15 protein-coding genes and 2 pseudogenes are annotated in these 17,298 nt (G+C 62.6%); 1 reads left to right on the plus strand and 16 read right to left on the minus strand.

The features are described 5' to 3' along the window. Window positions 1-645: tetratricopeptide repeat protein (locus AB1451_11795; protein ID MEW6683587.1), on the minus strand; the 645-nt coding region annotated here is incomplete at its 3' end. Further along, window positions 590-718 (minus strand): annotated as a pseudogene (locus AB1451_11800) (tetratricopeptide repeat protein). The gene AB1451_11795 and the pseudogene AB1451_11800, both read right to left, overlap by 56 nt. A gap of 174 nt (window positions 719-892) precedes the next feature. Here AB1451_11800 and AB1451_11805 point away from each other — a divergent pair. Further along, complete coding sequence (locus tag AB1451_11805) at window positions 893-2,257, plus strand: sensor domain-containing diguanylate cyclase (protein MEW6683588.1); 1,365 nt, start codon at window positions 893-895, stop codon at window positions 2,255-2,257. A 41-nt stretch (window positions 2,258-2,298) separates the two neighbouring features. On the opposite strand, the gene AB1451_11810 is transcribed toward AB1451_11805, so the two are convergent. The 14 genes and pseudogenes from AB1451_11810 to AB1451_11875 form a co-directional block, all read right to left on the minus strand. Then, window positions 2,299-3,183 carry an MBL fold metallo-hydrolase gene (locus tag AB1451_11810; protein MEW6683589.1) on the minus strand — a complete coding sequence of 295 codons (885 nt, stop codon included), beginning with the start codon at window positions 3,181-3,183 and terminating at the stop codon, window positions 2,299-2,301. 172 nt (window positions 3,184-3,355) lie between these two features. Continuing rightward, window positions 3,356-3,979 (minus strand): hypothetical protein, encoded by a 624-nt coding sequence (locus AB1451_11815; GenBank protein ID MEW6683590.1) that lies wholly within the window; start codon window positions 3,977-3,979, stop codon window positions 3,356-3,358. 130 nt (window positions 3,980-4,109) lie between these two features. Beyond that, window positions 4,110-5,442: pseudogene (locus AB1451_11820) on the minus strand (cyclic 2,3-diphosphoglycerate synthase). Between the two features lie 167 nt (window positions 5,443-5,609). Next, the gene (locus AB1451_11825; protein ID MEW6683591.1) at window positions 5,610-6,164 is read right to left on the minus strand and encodes a YbaK/EbsC family protein; all 555 of its coding nucleotides are present in this window, start codon (window positions 6,162-6,164) and stop codon (window positions 5,610-5,612) included. A 218-nt stretch (window positions 6,165-6,382) separates the two neighbouring features. After that, window positions 6,383-7,129: a hypothetical protein gene (locus AB1451_11830; protein MEW6683592.1), complete on the minus strand. Its 747-nt coding sequence runs from the start codon at window positions 7,127-7,129 to the stop codon at window positions 6,383-6,385. A 20-nt stretch (window positions 7,130-7,149) separates the two neighbouring features. Further along, on the minus strand, window positions 7,150-7,764 hold the full coding sequence (locus AB1451_11835) for a DNA-3-methyladenine glycosylase I (GenBank protein ID MEW6683593.1): 615 nt from the start codon (window positions 7,762-7,764) through the stop codon (window positions 7,150-7,152). A 79-nt stretch (window positions 7,765-7,843) separates the two neighbouring features. Next, window positions 7,844-8,431 (minus strand): hypothetical protein, encoded by a 588-nt coding sequence (locus AB1451_11840; protein MEW6683594.1) that lies wholly within the window; start codon window positions 8,429-8,431, stop codon window positions 7,844-7,846. 190 nt (window positions 8,432-8,621) lie between these two features. Next, window positions 8,622-9,557, minus strand: coding sequence for a site-specific DNA-methyltransferase (locus AB1451_11845; protein MEW6683595.1), 936 nt, complete (start codon window positions 9,555-9,557; stop codon window positions 8,622-8,624). Then, the gene (locus tag AB1451_11850) at window positions 9,554-10,372 is read right to left on the minus strand and encodes a hypothetical protein (GenBank protein MEW6683596.1); all 819 of its coding nucleotides are present in this window, start codon (window positions 10,370-10,372) and stop codon (window positions 9,554-9,556) included. The genes AB1451_11845 and AB1451_11850 overlap by 4 nt, the downstream gene beginning before the upstream one ends. A gap of 97 nt (window positions 10,373-10,469) precedes the next feature. Then, the gene (locus tag AB1451_11855; GenBank protein MEW6683597.1) at window positions 10,470-12,047 is read right to left on the minus strand and encodes a tetratricopeptide repeat protein; all 1,578 of its coding nucleotides are present in this window, start codon (window positions 12,045-12,047) and stop codon (window positions 10,470-10,472) included. Between the two features lie 15 nt (window positions 12,048-12,062). Beyond that, window positions 12,063-15,491 carry a glycosyl hydrolase family 8 gene (locus tag AB1451_11860; GenBank protein ID MEW6683598.1) on the minus strand — a complete coding sequence of 1,143 codons (3,429 nt, stop codon included), beginning with the start codon at window positions 15,489-15,491 and terminating at the stop codon, window positions 12,063-12,065. Between the two features lie 38 nt (window positions 15,492-15,529). Further along, window positions 15,530-16,552, minus strand: a complete 1,023-nt coding sequence (locus AB1451_11865) for an alcohol dehydrogenase (GenBank protein MEW6683599.1) — start codon at window positions 16,550-16,552, stop codon at window positions 15,530-15,532. Beyond that, window positions 16,549-16,683 (minus strand): hypothetical protein, encoded by a 135-nt coding sequence (locus AB1451_11870; protein ID MEW6683600.1) that lies wholly within the window; start codon window positions 16,681-16,683, stop codon window positions 16,549-16,551. The genes AB1451_11865 and AB1451_11870 overlap by 4 nt, the downstream gene beginning before the upstream one ends. A 71-nt stretch (window positions 16,684-16,754) precedes the next feature. Next, on the minus strand, window positions 16,755-17,252 hold the full coding sequence (locus tag AB1451_11875) for a nucleotidyl transferase AbiEii/AbiGii toxin family protein (protein MEW6683601.1): 498 nt from the start codon (window positions 17,250-17,252) through the stop codon (window positions 16,755-16,757). Between the last annotated feature and the right edge of the window lie 46 nt (window positions 17,253-17,298).

Genomic DNA, 17,298 nt, shown 5'->3' on the forward strand with positions numbered 1-17,298 from the left:
GGTGCGCGGCCATGGACGCTCGGGCATTGAGGCGCTGAAACGGATCTCGAAGCGCCGGAAGACGTAGCCATTCCCGCGAACGACGCTGGCCGTGTCCGCCCACCCCCACGGCCCAGCAGCGGGTCGCGCCACCCATGGGGGAGTGGCGCGACCCGTCTCATTTTCGCTGACGCGACTCGGCGGCCTCGATCGCGCGGATGCGCGCTTGCACCCAGGCGCGGGCGTTCGCCTGGCCGGGGTGGCCAGTTCCACGAAACGGCGATAGTGCGACAGGGCTTCACCGCGGCGTCCCACGTCATCGAGCAGGCGCGCGACTTGATAGTGGCCTTCGGGGACGTCGGGCGCGAGGCGCAGCGCGGCTTCGAAGGTGTTGATCGCGGCGGTTTTGTCGCCGCGGGTCAGGTAGAGCCCCGCGAGTGCGACGTGAGCGTCCACGTGTTGGGGATTGTGTTGGACGGCCGACTGGTAGGCGCGAATCGCGTCTTCTGGTCGGCCCTGGTGTTCGAAGACTCGGCCCATCCCATAGTGGGCTTGGGGCAGCGTCGGATCGATCCGCGCGGCGGGTTGGGTATTCGGTGAGCGCGTCGTCCCACCGCTCCTTCTCCTGGTAAAGCGCCCCGAGATTGTTGTGCGCCTCCGCGTCATCCGGTTTAAGGCGAATCGTGTCTTGGTAGGCCTGCACCGCCTCCTCCGTGCGGCCCAGCTCCTGATAGACCACGCCGAGATGGTAGGTGTCTTGGGCATCGGCCGGGTCGATCGGGGGCTGGTTCCCATCAGATCAGCCGTAGCCGCTCGACCGCCGGGGTCAGGAACGCGTTGCAGGATGCCGTGCGCTTTTGACAATGGCCGTTTTTGGGCTAGGGTAGTGATCGGTCGGACCGGAGAGCTTCTGATGGTCAGGGTGTTGCTCATTGGAGCCGGCAAAGGGGGCCAGGCCGTGCTGAGCCGCCTTCTGCAGTTCGAGTGGGTCTCGGTGGTGGGGGTGCATGACGTGGACCCGAACGCGCCGGGGTTGGTGCTGGCGCGGCACGCGAAGTTGCCGATCTTCATCAACGAACCGTTCGAACGGCTTCCGCTCGGAGACGTGGATCTGGTCTTTGACTTGACCGGCAATCCCACGGTGCAAGCCCGTCTCGAGGCCCTTGCCGGGCGCTCGTTCGACCTCGTGTCCGGGCAGGTCTCGCACCTGCTCTGGAACGTCATCCAAACGCTGGAGGAGCGGGAGATCCAGGTCCGAGAGTACTTGCGGGAACATCAAGTGCTCGCGGAGATCAACCTGATGTTGTCGCGGTCGCAGACCCCGGAGCAAATCTTTGAAGCGATCGTGACCGGGGGAACCCGCATCACCGAGATGCCCTCGGGATCGTTGTCCATCGTCAATCATGAAAAAAACGAGCTGTACTTGGTCGCGGCCAAGGGGTTTTCCTCGGGCTTTTATCGGGACCACGCCGTGTACCCGGTCCGGTCCGGCGGGCTGACCGAGCACATCCTCCGCCAAACCGAACCGGTGGTGGTGCCCAATATCGCGGACTATCCGGCCTTCCAGAACCCCGTGCTGATCAAGGAGGGGATCCGCTCGCTGGTCGCCTTGCCGTTGCTCTCGGACCGCGGCCCGGTCGGCATTCTGTACGTGGATGATTTCAGGCCCCGCACGTTCAGCCCCTCCATCCTGAGCATGTTGAAACCGCTCGCCACCCAGGCTGTGTTGGCCATTCAAAAACAGCAGGCGTTTGAACAAATCAAGACGCTCTCGATCCGGGATCCCTTGACCAACCTCTACAACCGGCGATACCTCAACGAGGTCATGGTCGGCGAGCTGGATCGCGCTGTGCGATTGCGTCAGCCGTTGTCGGTGATCGTGATCGACATCGATTACTTCAAGTCGATCAACGACCGGTGGGGTCATGTGGCGGGCGACCAGGTGCTCCGCGGGTTGGCCCAGGTCCTCTCCCGGTACGTGCGAGCCTACGACACGGTGACGCGGTTTGGCGGTGAAGAATTCGTGATCCTGATGGCCCAAACTGGTGAAGACGAGGCCCTCGCGTTGGCGGAGCGGATTCGGATCGAGGCCGCCAGGGAACGCCTGCTGCCGGATGAAGCGGCGGTGACGTGCAGCTTCGGGGTCAGCACGTTGGGCCGTGACGAGCCGCAGGCGCCGACTCCCGAGGAGCTCATTCATCGCGCGGATCAGGCGCTGTACGAGGCCAAACACGCGGGCCGGAACTGCGTGCGCGTGTTCGGCGCGGTCTGCCGCTGAGTTCGACGGTCACCTCACGCCGACGAGTCCGAACCGAGCCCTCAACCGCGCGCCACCCCAGCGGTGCGGCGGCGCTCCAGCAGCCGTTCCAAGTGGACCTTCATCTCACCGGCTGGAAGGCGGATGCGGTCGCCGTGGCCGGGGAGCACCCACTCGAAGCGATGGTCGAGGAGTTTGGCCACGGACTTCAGCAGGAGCCGCTTGTTCCAGACCAGGTTCTGCGGAGTTCCCAGTTCCTTGAGGTCCCGGTCCCACCAGAGATGATCGCCGGAAAACAGAAATTGCTCGGCATAGAGCAAGGCCATGCTGCCCTTGGTGTGCCCCGGCACGGGAATGATCCGAAACGGCTCCGACACGGTGACCGGCTCGTCGCCTTCCACGATCCACTCCGCGTCCGGAGCGGCCGCGGCATCCGCCCGGTGGATGATCCGGGCGGCGCCGAAGTGCTTCGCGTAGAGGGCTGAGTCGGCCACATCGTCCTGGTGGGTGAGGAAGATATGGCGAATCCCGCCCTGCGCTTCGAACGCCTCCACCAGCGGCCGGAGGTAGCGCGGTGAATCGATCAGCCAATTCCCGGCGGCATGACGGACGAAGTAGCTGTTGCCCCCGAACGATTTCTCGGAGTTGAAGCCGCAGTAATACACGTCGTGAGCCAGATGAAGCGGGAAGCTGGCCAGCGCCTTCTGGAAGCGCGCTTTGTCGCTATGCTCGGCACCGATCGAGCCCACCGGGCAGGCCAACAGGGCTTGATACGCCTGGTACAGTTCATCGTTTCCCTGCGGCTGATTGACCACGGCCGAATTTTCACCGACCTCTCGAAAGCTCGTCGGAGCCAGTTGCCGGCAGGTATCGCAGTTAATGCAAGTGGCATCGACATAGAAACTGCCGGCCACGTTGGTTGGTAATCGTTTCCTCCGATCGGCCATATCTGACTCGCTGGTCACACCGACTGATCATCTTACGGTGCTCGCCCATTATACGGGGGGCGTCGGAGCTATGTCAGGAAGGATACAGCCCGCGACGTGGTGTCTCTCGGCCTCGCCAGATGTTTCCCGAAAACGCTTCTTTTGGGGGATAGGAATGCGCGGCTGATTGGTTTCATGATGAAAACACGGCGGTATGTGAGAGAAGAAGATGAAGCGGCTGATTTTCGCGTTGATCGTCATCAAGATCCTCGGACGACTGCCTCACGGCCGGTGGTGGTAGAGTTAGGATCTCTTCGCGCCGAGGAATCTCATCGCCTCCGCGTACGCGAGCACCACGTGGGGGTCGCGCTGCAAGGCCTGGAAGTAGTGCCCGGAAAACCCTTTGGCGTGTTCCGAGGGCCTGAGCAGCCCACCGGACTGGCTGATCAAGGCCTCCGTCTTCGCTCGCCAACGGCTCCTTCTGGTCCAATATCTCATCGACCGAGACAATGAGAGACGACAGGGGTTGCAGCCAGGCGAACCAGGGATCGCTGGTGAGCAGGTGCAGGAACTGATTCGGCGACTGGATTTTTCCCATCGCCTTTTCGTAACTCACGCGTTCGGAGTCGATGAGCGCCTTGTGCAGGGCCAGCAGCGCGTTGCGGAGTTCGAGCGAGCGGTGCCGAAGGCCTTCAGGCTCCGGTTGCGAGTGCGCGACGCAGACGTCCAGCGGCAGGTCGTACGCCTGACCGCGCGCGAGCTCGGCGCGGATCAGAATATGGCCAACCTGCGGGCCGTTGCCGTGGGTGATGACCATCGGATACCCGCGCCGAATCAATTCAACGACACCCCGGGGTGACCTACGCAGAGTGGCTGCTTGCTCCTCGATGCTCCCGGCTTGGCCTGGTTTTACGAGTGCGTTGCCGCCCAGGGCCAGGAGCAATGGTTCAGGCACGAGACCGCGCTTTCGCGATCACGCGGCCCAGGACCTCTCGCAACGAGGGACCTGCGCGCTCCTGAAACTCGTACGTCACGCGGCAACTGGGTTGGGTGACCTTGATGACCTGGCGCAGATCCACCGGTGTAGCAAGCACCACCGCATCGCAATCGGTCCGGCGGATGGTTTCCGCCAAGTCGTCGATCTGGTCGGGTCCATAACCCATGGCCGGCAGCACGCGTTCCAGGTGCGGGTAACGGGCGAGCGTGTCCGCAAGGCTCCCCACCGCGTACGGGCGAGGATCCACCAGCTCGCGCGCGCCGGCTTGGCGAGCGGCCAACACGCCAGCGCCGTATGACATCCCACCGTGCGTCAGGGTCGGCCCGTCCTCGATCACGAGCGCGCGCATCGCGGACCAGCTCAGGGTGGTCGATGGTTACCGGCATGGCAGACTCGATCACGACGGCTTGCGGATTGTGGGTGCGGATGGTGGCCCGCACCGCGTCGATCTGGCCGGGATTGGCGGTGTCGAGCTTGGTGAGGATCAACACCTCCGCCCGCAAGAGGTTGGCTTCTCCCGGAAAAAAGGACCGCTCGTGCCCGGCACGGTGCGGATCCACGAGCACAATCTCCAGGTCGGATTGGAGAAACGGCAGGTCATTGTTCCCCCCATCCCACAGGATGACGTCGGCCTCGCCTTCGGCCTGCCGCACGATGGGTTCGTAGTCCACACCCGCGTAGACCACCACCCCCTCCCGAAGATGCGGGGCATAGTCCTCCATCTCCTCAATGGTGCATTCGGCCCGTTGCAGGTCTTCCGGAGTTTCGAAGCGTTGTACCGCCTGCTTTTCCAGATCGCCGTACGGCATGGGATGCCGAACCACCACCACCCGGATTCCCTCGTCCCGCAGCAGCCGCGCGATGGCGCGGACCACCGGACTCTTGCCCGCGCCGGTTCTGACCGCGCAGACCGACACCACGGGTTTGTGGGACGGGATCATGGTGGAGCGTGGGCCCAGCAGGGTAAAGTCCGCCCCGCAAGCGATCACGCGCGAGGCGGCGTGCATGACCTCCTCGTGCGATACGTCGCTGTATGCAAACACGACGCGATCGATCCGGTGGCTCTCGACCAGAAACTCCAGCTCCGCCTCCGGGTAGATCGGGATGCCCGCGGGATACAGCGAACCCGCGAGCGAGGGCGGATAGGTCCGCCCCGCAATGTTCGGAATCTGGGCGGCCGTGAACGCCATGACCTCGTACCGCGGGTTCTGTCGAAACGCCACGTTGAAATTGTGGAAGTCCCGACCCGCGGCGCCCATGATGAGCACACGGACCCGTTCCATCACCACTCCGGCTGAATTGTCGCTTCACTGTAGAACAATGCCACGTGTGCCGCAACGTTCCCAGCGTCTTGGGCGTGATAGGCCACGAACAGCGAGTCGGGTCCCCACGGGGTTCGACTGTCCTGGTGAGATAGTCGGGTCTGGGGTGACCGCTCGGCGCCGGGTGACTACTGGTGCTTGGCGAACGTTGCGATCCGCGGTTCCGCGAGCCGGATGTAATCCTGATAGGCCATGTGGATCGCCTCGCGGAACGAGCCGGCGTTAAAGACAATCTCCGCGCTGTCGGCGAGCGATGTATCAACCCAGATATCGAGTCCCCAGAGTTGACCGAACGGCGGCTCTGCGCCCCGCTCGCAGCCCGGGAACAGCGGTTCAAAGTCGTCGGCGTTCATCAACTCAACCGGTTGGCCCGTCACTGCGGTGAGGCGCTCAAGATCAACGACGTGGGTGGCCGGAAGAACGACCATCGCAGGTCGGTCGGCAACCGTGACCATAACCACCTTGGCCAGTTGTCTGCCCGGGACGTGCTGGATCTCCGCGAGTTCCTGAGCCGTGTACGCTGGAGAGTGCGTGACGACTACGTATTTCACCTTGTTGTCGTGCAAGTACGTTCTGAGGTCTCTGAGCATGGGTACGGTGGGTTCGGGCTGTAGCTCCTCGCTGATCACCTCCGCCCTCTTCCCTTTGCGAAAACCGATCGTGGGCTGTCTGCGCTTTAACATGGTTGCCTCCTTCCACTGGTCCGGCTGTCGCCCTCAGGATGACTGTCCTCATCCCCTTAGTCCATCATCCGAATAACGTACTCCCTCGCCTCAAACGAGGGAGGGGGCTAACCACGTTGGGTGTTGGCGCAACGGGACGGGTTCGAGGAGATCGGTTTGACGACGGTGTTCAGCCAGAACGGCGCCCCTCTCCTGGGTATGACTCCAGGCTGCCGGCGTCAACGAAACAAGCCCTTGAGTTTGTCCACGGCTGCGCCAGGGTCTTTTTTCAATTCGTCGAGTATCCCGCCGAGGTTGCGCGACGCGACTGTTCGGGTCACGTTCTGGACGAGCGCGCCCAGGACCTGCTTGACCGCTTCGCCGGCGGTGGCGCCGCCGGATTTTTTGCCGATGTTGCTGAGATGAAGGTCGGGGAGCTGCACTGAGACGGCCTCACCCTTCACCGCCGCGGTACTGACCGTGGCGGTGGCGTTCTGGATAGTTAGTGTTTCGATCACGAACTTCTTGCCCGAGTCGCGGTCCGATCGCGGGGCGCTAGGGCTGCGGCGTTTGCCGGCGTAGCGGTCCACGTTGCGTTGGATGGCGCCGAGGTTGCTGCCTTCCGCGCCCACCTCATAGGTGACGTCCGGCTTTACGATCGAAATCCGCTTGATGACGATCACGTCTTTGGTCAGGGAGTTGAGGTCGAGCATCATGCTGATTTCGCCGAGCGAGAGCGCGTGATCGGACCTGAACCCCTGAGGATTGCCGACCACGAGCCCGTGCAGCGCGGCGCGCCCGTCCAACGCGTCGATCGTCACGCGCTTCAGGTGGATCGAGACGCCGGTGATCTCAGGACCGAACGTGCGGATCGCGGACGCCACGAGCGAGTCGAGCGAGTGGTAGAACCACCACAGGCCTCCGGCCAGCGCAAGGATCAGGGCGATCGCGGCCCCGACCAGCACTCTCTTGGTTTGGGTGGTCATGACCATCCCCAGAGGCGGCGTTAATCCGTGCGTGTAGCGCGGCAGAAGCAATCCATGGTGTGGTCGTTTACCATGCCAACGGCCTGCATGTGTGCGTAGACCACGGTGGGGCCGAGGAACTTGAAGCCGCGCCGCTTTAGATCTTTGGACCACGCCACCGCCTCGTCGATCACGGTCGGGTAGTCTTTGAGCGTGCGTAGGTTATGGACGATCGGCTTGCCGTTCACCCACGACCACATGTAGCGGGCGAAGGTCCCGTACTCCTTCTGGACCTCGAGGAAGCGCTGGGCGTTGGTGATAGCGGCCTCGATCTTCTGGCGGTTGCGCACAATGCCCTCGTCCTTGAGCAGGCGGGCCACGTCCCGGCGGCCGAAGCTCGCCACTTTGCGGTAATCGAACCCGGCGAACGCCTTCCGAAAGTTCTTCCGCTTATAAAGGATCGTGCGCCAGGACAATCCGGCCTGGAACGCCTCCAGCACGAGGAACTCGAAGATCCTGCGGTCGTCGCGCACCGGCACGCCCCACTCCTGATCGTGGTAGGCGATGTAGAGCGGGTCGTCGGCCACGGGCCAGGGGCAGCGGGTAAGGGTTGGGGAGGGTTGAGTGGATAGCTGACGTCTGCGGCGAGTGGCCATGTTAGGTGAGGTTAGCACCGAGCACTGTCGCAAAGTCAACTGGTCAAGCCGGACCCCGCGGATGCCCGACGTAAACGGCCTACTCGACGGTGATCGGCACCGATTGACTCGAGGTCGCTCCGCTGGCGTCGATGGCGGTGAGGGTGAGGGTGTGAGTGCCGGGCCGAAGGAGTCCGGGCGGGACCACGGCATCGGTTCCGGTTCCCAGGGCGCCGTCAAGGCTCGACGTCCACGCCAGGGCCGCGTCATCCGTGATGACACCTTCCTCCGGGTCCTGGACGCCCGCGGACAGCACGAGCGGCGCGCGAATCGACACGGTTTGGCCCTGCCGCGGGCTGTGGATCACCACGCTGGGTGGCTTGGGTGAGACCAGGACCCCGGTCAGTCGGTCGGACGTGGTGTAGAAGCCGTCATTGACCAGGATTTCGAGCACGCCCGCCGTGCTCCCGGGGAGGGCATCCGCGGAAGCCAACTGGTAGTCTTCGCGGCCTGCCACATCCAGCGTAATGACGTGCCAGGTTGAGCCGTCCGGGCTGTAACGAAGGGTGTACGTGAGAAAATCGTCATCTGCATCGCGGCCCGTCCAAGTGACCACGGTGCCGGCTTCGAGGCGTGACTCCGGCAGCGCGGAAAGCGAGACCGCTGGAGCGTTGGCCGTGGGACTCATCAGCAGGCCATATTGTTTCAGAAAGACTTCGCTCTCTGAATTCTCCTCGATGTTTGCTAATTCAGCATGCGTTGCTCCCGCCCCAAACAGATACACTACCTTCTGCGGTGCCTCGGGATGTGAGGTTGCGCCTTTCGTCATCAGCGAGGGAGGCGAGGTCTGGAATCGTGATGCCCGTTTCTGGCCGCGACTACAGACTCACCCTCGCGCCGCGCCGCCGTCCAGACTTTCGATACCTCGGCACGCTTTCGTGGGCCTGAGACCCTTGGTATCCAAGATCTTCTGCCGCCTCGTATTGAACCCTCACATCGCCAAACAGCGAGTGATTCTCCTTCTCAATCCGCTGCCGCGCCTGCTCGACGTACGCCGGGTCAATCTCGACGCCGATGCTGTTCCTCCCGGTCTTGATCGCTGCGACCATGGTCGTCCCCGTCCCGCAGAACGGGTCCAGCACGGTATCGCCGGTGAACGAGAACATTCGCACTAGCCGGTAAGCCAATTCGTAGGGAAACGGCGCTGGATGCTCCCGGGTTGATGCGCCTGTCAGGGTCCAGATTTGCTGGAACCATGCGTCGAATTCCTCCTTCTTCATCTTGCTGTCCCGGCGCTGTGCTTGCGTGGGTTTGCGGTATCCGCCGGGTTTGCGTTGCATCAGGATAAATTCGATGTCGTTCTTAATGATAGCGTTGGGTTCGTAGGGCTTGCCCAAGAACTTGGAGCCGTTTTCCACCTCGTACGAAGCGTTCGCGATCTTGTGCCAGATGATCGGGTTGAGATTGTCGAACCCGAGGCGGCGGCAGATCACGGCAATGTCAGCGTGCAGTGGGACGACGACATGGCGGCCGTTCGCCCGTCGTGAGAGGCATACGTCGCCCACCACGCACACGAGCCGGCCACCGGGTACCAGAATGCGCAGGGACTCCTTCCACACGCGCTCCAGTTGCGCGAGGAACACTTCGTAATCCGCGACGTGGCCGAGTTGGTCCGGGTGTTGACGGTACTCCTTGAGCGTCCAGTACGGCGGAGAGGTGACGACCAGATGGACGGATTCGTTCGGGATGAACGACAGGTCGCGGGCGTCGCCTTGGATCAAACGGTGCACGGTTTTGAGCGGTTGATGGGTCATCGCGCCATTTCAAACTGGCCGAGCAACATGCGGGCGGCGTTCTCGATCGAATCGTCTGATTCGGACGCGAAGAATATGCCGTTGATGTGTTTTGACCGCAAGCGGTTCTGAATATTGATGTGCTCGTCAATGAATGGATAATAAATGACCGCGGCAAACTTCGCGCCTTTGAACGCCTGCTTGAACTTTGCCGCTTTGTTGACGATCTCGTCGCAGCGTTTGTGGATGTCCCGCCGCGCTTCGATTCGTTTCACGTCGATCCCGAGTCGGATCGGGCCGGTCGCGGGCGCCGCAGCGTCCAGTTCGAACTCCTCTTTCTGGACCGCGAATTTCCGCTTCTTGAACGCTACGGTTCCGAAGCGGTTCAGCGCCTCCACGATTCCACGCTCCCAGCGTCCTTTGCCTTTGCGAATCTCCTTGTCCACGAACGCGACGCGGTCGACGTTGACGATTGACGGAATCTCCAAGTACGGCGGGAGGAACGGCTTGAGATAGCCTGCGATCGCGGTCGCATGGTCCGGAGACAGCCGCGGGCTGTAGGTGTCCACGTTTTTGATCTGCAGATCGCGCTCAATGGCCCGGCCCGCGATGTTGCACGCGGTGAGGAGTGGTTTCAACACGACGGGGTGGGTGCGAATGGCGTTCGCAAGATCCATCACCCCCACGTTGGCGAAGACAATGACGTCGACCGGGCGGGTTTCAAGAAAACCTGCGAACGCTTCTTTGAGCGCCGCCGCAACGTCCTGCTGACGGCTTTGGACCTCTGTGTCGATGCGGCCGATGTAATCGGCGTGGGTGCCATATCCGTCCGGCATTCGAGGTCTCGACCCCGATCCTTGGTGAGTCAGGCGCCACCGTAACACAAGGCTGTGACGTCGTTCAAGCAGGGAGACCGGCGCGTGCTGTTTCCGATCAAAACGTGTACACCACGAGCCCCTGCAGCTGCAGGCGTGTCTGGATGCCGGTGATCTGGGTCACGTCCGCCATGAATTTGAGCAGCAGGCGGTCCGGCACGCGCGTGGTGTACGAGACGTGGGCGTCGGCACCGACGCGGAACGCCGGGTCGTCGTTTGCTTCGTCGATGTACTGGATTGCCGGGCCTGCGGCCACGGAGAGCTCGTTCTTGGTGGGGGAGACGTGCGTGGCCACTAGGCGCGGGGTTTGGTTGACGAACAGGCGGGGGCTGAAGTAGCCGGATAGGGGTTCGGTGCCGGTGTCGAATTCTGACTGGTCGTTGGCGTAGTGGGTCGCGTACAGCAGGTATTCGCCGGACACGGTCCAGGCATCGCGGCTCCAGAACGGCATGGCCACTTTCGCATCCAGCCCCACCTGCCCGTTGTTGCTCAGTGACTCGCCTTCGACCCAGCCGGCAAACGGTGTGGCGTCGACCTGGAGGCTGCCTTTGGAGACGGCTAGGTCGGTGTAGAACAAGGTCGAGCGCGCGGCGCCGATGAGTTGGCCGGAGACCCGACTCCCCACCAGAGCGGGGAGGGAGTCGTATTTGAGCTCGCGTTTGACGCCCGGGCGAAGCGAGAAGGACGCTGCGGCGTACGTGTACTCGAGGGTGTAGGCCAGGGTATTGGCCAGCGCAGCCCCGTGATATTCCAGGATGCCGTCGATGCGATTGGACGGATTGAAGCGGGCCTGGGTCCCGAACGCGAGGTAGCCTCCAGTGGCGTTGTCTGAGGAATCCCCGAAGTACTCGAGACCGGCTTCGAGCGTGCTGGTGGTGAACGGGGTCAGGTCGCCCTTGACGCGCGAGCCCAGCCGGACGGCATACAGCTCGAAGGGATCTCCGGGCTGGGCCAGGAATCCGACGATGCCTTCAAGGGTGGGTTCGCGGCCCTTGCTCATGTCGCGCCGCAGCGCGGTGAGATCGCCGGTCTCTGTCATGGCATAACGGTCCGCTAGGTTCGCGTGATGGAGGGCGCGGTCGCGGTCGCCGAGCCAGGCGTAGGCTTTGGCCAGCCCGCGGTGCGCCCCTGCGTTGCGGGGCTGGCTCGCGAGGACCCGCTCGTACTGGACCACGGCTTCCTGGCTGGTTTCCCGGGTCTTGGCCAAGTGCGAGGCGTACTTGAGGCGTCGCTTGGGGTCGTCCTTTTGCTTCAGCCCCATTTGGTAGTACTTCAGCATGTCTTTCTCGCGGTACGCGTACCGCGACCACTCCAAGGCCTCGGCCTGTTTGAAAGCGATCTCCGGATCGTCGTGGTACTTCTGCAAGTAGCGGTCGAACACCTCGATGGACTTGTCCTTCAAGCCTTGTTTCTCGTAGGCCAGGCCAAGGCTTCGCATGGCTTCTCGATTGTCCGGGTTCAGTTCGATGACTTTTTCAAAGGCCTCGATCGCGGCCTTGTAGTTGCCGATCTCCATGTTGGCGTTGCCCCGGAACATGTACCAGGATTCTCTGAACCCTGCCGCGGACGCGGTCGCGGCGTTGAGGAGCATGGCGGGAACGATCAATAGCGTCAGAAGGGTCTTGTTCCAATTCAAGAAAAAACCTCGGATCTAGCGGTGTTGGTGCAAGGCCAACTCGCGGCCCTGCGCGGGAGCGGGGATCGTCTGAACATCCGGGGGCGTGGCAATGCGCAGCCCTACGCGCCACACATAGGGCAGCAGGCGTTTGCGATACACCTCCTGGAGCGTTGAGCCGTGGAACTGGTCAATCGACAAGCTCCCCGCGGTCACCGGCCATTCCTTGCCGAAGTGCAGGATCCCGATTCCACGTGAAGACCAGTCCCTCAACAGCACGTGCCGCTGGTCACTCCCGACCCGCACCGCGATGCGGCGCAGGGTCTTGCTGCGCGGCATGGTTCGGGTGCGGCGTTGTAAGGGGCGCAGGCATCGGGCGATGCCGCGGAACAGATGGAAGGCCATCGCGAAATTGCCACGCACTCGGGCGGCATGAGCTCCATTCCAGGTTCCGGAGTCGGCGAAGAGATCGACGATCAGCTTGCACCGGTCATCGTGGGGTACGTCCAGAAACGCGACCCCGCAGCGGGACGCCCGGCGCGAGACGCGGTCATGGTACACGACCCGATACCGGCACGTGATCGGGTGGGGGGCGCCGAGGGTGACCTCCCCGGACAATGGGATGGTCTGGTTTGACTCGGTCAGGAACGAGAGTCCGGACAAGCTGAGGTCGTGCGTGGTTCCCTGCAGCGACACGCCGGCGTTCTCCAGCTCGAATGGCACGGACTTCCTGATCCGGTCCTCGGTTCGTTGCTGCGGTCGTTCCCAGGCGACCAGCAGGCCCATGCCCAGGAACAGCAGGTTGAACGAGGCCCAGCCCAGGTTGAAAAAGTAGGCGTCTTTTTCGATGCCGAAGTAGAAGAACTCCCACAGGCCTTTGGCGATCGCCACCAGGGTGATCCCGGTCGCGATGAGGGGGAGGGTCGACGAGTTGAAATCGAACGCCCGCGTGTGGGACCGCAACCCTTTCGGCGTGACCTTGAAGCCCAGTCGTTTGGGCAGGAAGAGGTCGAACATGGAGCGAAAGAGTTGAAAGCTCACCGCGGCTTCGTACACCGAGGCCCAGAAGAGTCGGGGCCAGCCGGGCAGGAGCGTGCTGGCGATCAGCGGCAGGATGACGATGAAGGGCAGCAGGTACGCGACCAAAATCGAGACGTCCGAGAGAATGGGATGGAAATGAAACAGCAGAAAATAGAGCGGCGTGATCCAGAACACCACCCGCGCCACGGGAAAGAAGAAATAGTACAGCGACGCGAAATACCCTACCCGTTGCCGCGGCGTCAGGCCTTGGCGGAGCAGGGGATTGTCCTTGAAAAAGATCTGGAGGCAGCCCAGCATCCAGCGTCTGCGTTGTCCGAGATAGGACGACAGGTTCTCGGCCGCAAGCCCGACCGCCAGGTCCTTGTCGAGGAACGCCGTACGCCAGCCTGCGGCGTGCAGATGCTGGCTGGTGTGGATGTCCTCGGTGATGCTCATGAGATTAAAGCCCTTGACCTCGGCGAGGGCCGAGCGTCGAAACAGGGCGCCGCTCCCCACGAAGAACGCCCCGTTCCAGGCGTGCCTCCCGTTCTGAATCGCGTGGTTGAACATGTCCTGTTCATTCGGAATCCTCTCGCTGCCTCCGAATGCCCGTTGGAAAATGTCCGGGTTGTAGAAGTGGTGCGGGGTCTGCACCACCGCCATCTGGGGATCAACAAAGAACGGCACGGTCTCGTTCAAGAACGTAGTCACGGGAATGTGATCGGTGTCGAATACCGCAACCAGCTCGCCCTGCGTTTGGCGCAACGCATGGTTGAGGTTGCCGGCCTTGGCGTGCGTTCGCGGGCCTTTGAGGTAGGTGACACCGAATCGCCGCGCGACGCGGGCCACCTCGGGGCGGTGGCCGTCATCCAGCACGTAGATACGTTTGTCCGCGTAGTCGATGGCGCGTGCCGCCACCAGCGTTTTCTCGAGGATCTCACACGATTCGGAATAGATCGGAATCAGAATGTCCACGGACGGCGAGAATCCCGGTCGCGGCGGTGCGATCCGCGGCGTCTGCGTTCCGCCCAGCCCCACCTGCACGAGGAGCAGCAGCACGGTTGAAAACGCATACAACTCCGCTCCCCACAACGACAGGCCGATAAAGGGTCCCGCGGTTTCCACAAAGTTCAGCGTGTTGAAGAGGCGCCAGACCAGGTAGTTCCCGCAGAGCGCGCCCCCGCACACCAGAAAGGCCAGTTTGAAACGGGGATGAACACGGGTCACAAAAAACAGGGCGATCGTCACCGCGAACAATGCCCAAGGGAAATGAGCCGAGAATCCCTTGAAATCGAACGGGCGCAAAAATCCCAGGAACTCGTCATAGGTCCGCAAGATTTGGAGTTCGAAGGCACGCCCGAACCACAGCCAGTTGTGCAGGTAATAGGGCGTGCCGCGGCCGCTCAGCGCTTTCGTGCGAAGCGGGTCCAACTTCGCTTCGCCGATGAGCCGGGCGAGGGCGGGATCTTCCTGGAGCGCGAGCGCGTGGATTGTGGCGTAGAGGGGGAGGCCTTCGATCCGAGATAGCGGCTGTCCATCAAGCGAGTATTGATCGAAGAACGCCTTGCGGGCTCGCCACTCGTCTTGGAAATACGCGAGCATGGTGCGGCGCAGCTCGCTCTGGGGCCGGCCGAACCACTGGGCATCCAGCGCCACCCGCCAGAAGATCGGGAACGCGTCGTACCCAAAGGACGCCGACGGCCCGGTGCGGGGATGTTGCAGGAGAAGTTCGCCAGTCTGTTTATCGAGAAATAGAATCTCGGGTGGGAGTCGAAGTTGTTGCTCGAAATAGATCCAATGAAGGATTTCGTAGGAGCTGTCGACCAATCGTTTCCACGGATATCGGTGGTCCACGCTCGCGAAGATCTCATACGCGTACGGCGCCAGGTACGCGACGTGGATGGTGGGATAGTCTTCGTGGACCGCCCAGTTCCCGGCGGTCACATAGTACTGGCGCCCGATCTTCGCAATTTCCTTGTTCCACATGGAGTCCAGCACGGCCAGCGCTTCTTGTTCATAGGCGGGCTCGGAAAACCGCCGCGAGGCCAGGATCAGCGCCAAGGCAATGTCGGTGTCCGCGTCAGTGGCGGAATTGGCCGAGAGCACCTGGCCCTTCCACTTCCAGGCAAACAGGTGATCGTCCCGGACCTGAAGATGCTGCTTCGTCCACTGCCACGTGCTCGCGAAGGTGAGCCGATCGTTCGACCACACCGCGCGAAGCATGGCGTAGCCCTGGCCTTCGGACGTGGTGACGCCTTGCTCGTCCAGGCTGATCACGCGCCCGGTCGCGATGTAGGTGTGCCTGTAGAAGCTCCACAACGCGGAGAGTTCGTCCACCTGCCGGATCGCCGCGTCGCTGGGGCGATCGGGTGTTCGTGCCTGTCCTAACGAACAGGGGATCGACAGGAAGGCCGCAAGGAACACAAGGCCCCGAACCGAAAACAAGCGAGTTGTCATTACGTGTTGAAGGGAGGGTGTTCGATTCAACCGCTGCTTGTGAGCACGACTCGAAACCGCGCCTTCCCACTCATCATGCGATCATAGGCCTCTGATGCGCGCTCCAGGGGGAAGACTTCGTTCATCGACCGAACGCCCGTCAACGCACTGAACGCCAGGGTGTCCTGCGAATCGACGGACGAGCCCGACGGCCAGCCCGTGACGGATCGGCGGCCGGAGATGAGCAACACAGCGGGCACTTGGAGCGGTTCGTGGGGCGCGCCCAGGATGATCATTTTCCCGTTCAGCCCCAGGCCGCCCATGGCCGCGTTCATGGCTTTGGCATCCGTGACCGTGGCGAGGATGATCTTGGCTCCGCCCAGCTTCATCAGCTCCGCCGAGGGGTCTGTGGCCTGGCTGTCGATGTAGTGTTGTGCGCCGAGGTTCTTGGCCAACGGTTCTTTGTCTTTGCCGCGCGCGATCGCGATGGTCCTCATGCCCATCTTGCTGGCGTATTGCACGCCCAGGTGCCCGAGGCCGCCCAGGCCCAGCACGGCCACGGTCTCGCCCGCCTGTGCACCGCTGTTGCGCAGCGAGTTGTAGGTGGTGACTCCGGCGCACATCAACGGCGCGGCTTCTTCGGCGGACAGGCCTTGGGGGATCAGGGCCAAGGTCCCCGAGGGCGCGATCATGTATTCGGCGTAGCCGCCATCGCACGTGATGCCGGTGATCTGGGGCGCGACCGGGCACGTCACGAACTCGCCGCGACGGCACGAATCGCAATACCCGCAGTGTCCGCCGTGCCAGCCCACTCCCACCCGCTCGCCGGTTTGCCATCCCACCACGCCGGGGCCGACCGCATCGATGACACCCGCCACCTCGTGCCCCGGGATGCGCGGGTACTGGATGCCGGGCCAGAGGCCGTCTTTGGTGTACACGTCGCTGTGGCAGATGCCGCAAGCCTGAACCTTGATGCGCACCTTGCCGGGTCCGGGCGCGGGGATCTCGCGCTCCTTCAGCTCGAATGGACCCTTGGGCTGGGTGACCTGGACGACGCGCATGGTGGTCACGGAGTCTCCTTCCCATCACCATGTTCCCCGCGCCGAATTCGCTCCCATTGGTCCAGGCGCTCGGGCGGCACGAACCGGCGGACGAATTCATTGGCTTCTTCCAGCCAGCGGAGCTTGTCTTCCGCGGACATGCCTCGGCACGCTTTCAGCGTGTCTAGGTCAGGCCGAAACGCAAATCCCCTTGGGGAGGAGAGCGGTTTGCTCATGAGGCACCGCCCATGCGCTCGATGGCCTCGAGCGCTTCGATATCCGCCAGGTCTTGCGCTCGGCCCGCGATCGTCTTAAGACGTTTGAGGTGAGGGATTGAGATGACCGGAATGCTGAGGTCGGCGGCTTTGACCATGATTTTGGCCTGATCTATTTCCTGAAACGGGATGGGCTCGTCGACGAAGATATCGATCAACTTGCCGTGATCAGTCGGATGGAAAAGGCTGAACACGGTCATGCCTTTTTCTCTCTTCCAGCGTTGACGATTCTCCGGCTCCACGAATTCCCGGGCCGGTACCGGGACGCGGGGGCGATAACCCAGTGCGTCTATGGCTTCGACGAAGGCCAGCAGGTTGGCGCGCTCCAACTGAACTATCAGGTCCAGATCAACGGTCAATCGTACAACGCCGTGTAAGACGAGCGCGACTCCTCCGACCACGACGTAGCGGATACGGCGGCGATCAAGTTCCCGGAATACGTCTTCATAGAACATCGGATCGCATCACCGCACGTCTATGGCGAACGTTGCCCATCGCGTT

This window comes from Nitrospirota bacterium, from assembly GCA_040757335.1.
Lineage (GTDB): Bacteria > Nitrospirota > Nitrospiria > 2-01-FULL-66-17 > 2-01-FULL-66-17 > JBFLXB01.

Coding starts and splice junctions, on each gene's coding strand:
- AB1451_11835 (MEW6683593.1), bottom strand. CDS start 7,764: ATGGCCACTCGCCGCAGACGTCAGCTATCCACTCAACCCTCCCCAACC.
- AB1451_11830 (MEW6683592.1), bottom strand. CDS start 7,129: ATGACCACCCAAACCAAGAGAGTGCTGGTCGGGGCCGCGATCGCCCTG.
- AB1451_11875 (MEW6683601.1), bottom strand. CDS start 17,252: ATGTTCTATGAAGACGTATTCCGGGAACTTGATCGCCGCCGTATCCGC.
- AB1451_11870 (MEW6683600.1), bottom strand. CDS start 16,683: ATGTCCGCGGAAGACAAGCTCCGCTGGCTGGAAGAAGCCAATGAATTC.
- AB1451_11815 (MEW6683590.1), bottom strand. CDS start 3,979: ATGGTCATCACCCACGGCAACGGCCCGCAGGTTGGCCATATTCTGATC.
- AB1451_11805 (MEW6683588.1), top strand. CDS start 893: ATGGTCAGGGTGTTGCTCATTGGAGCCGGCAAAGGGGGCCAGGCCGTG.
- AB1451_11825 (MEW6683591.1), bottom strand. CDS start 6,164: ATGTTAAAGCGCAGACAGCCCACGATCGGTTTTCGCAAAGGGAAGAGG.
- AB1451_11845 (MEW6683595.1), bottom strand. CDS start 9,557: ATGACCCATCAACCGCTCAAAACCGTGCACCGTTTGATCCAAGGCGAC.
- AB1451_11850 (MEW6683596.1), bottom strand. CDS start 10,372: ATGCCGGACGGATATGGCACCCACGCCGATTACATCGGCCGCATCGAC.
- AB1451_11840 (MEW6683594.1), bottom strand. CDS start 8,431: ATGAGTCCCACGGCCAACGCTCCAGCGGTCTCGCTTTCCGCGCTGCCG.
- AB1451_11810 (MEW6683589.1), bottom strand. CDS start 3,183: ATGGCCGATCGGAGGAAACGATTACCAACCAACGTGGCCGGCAGTTTC.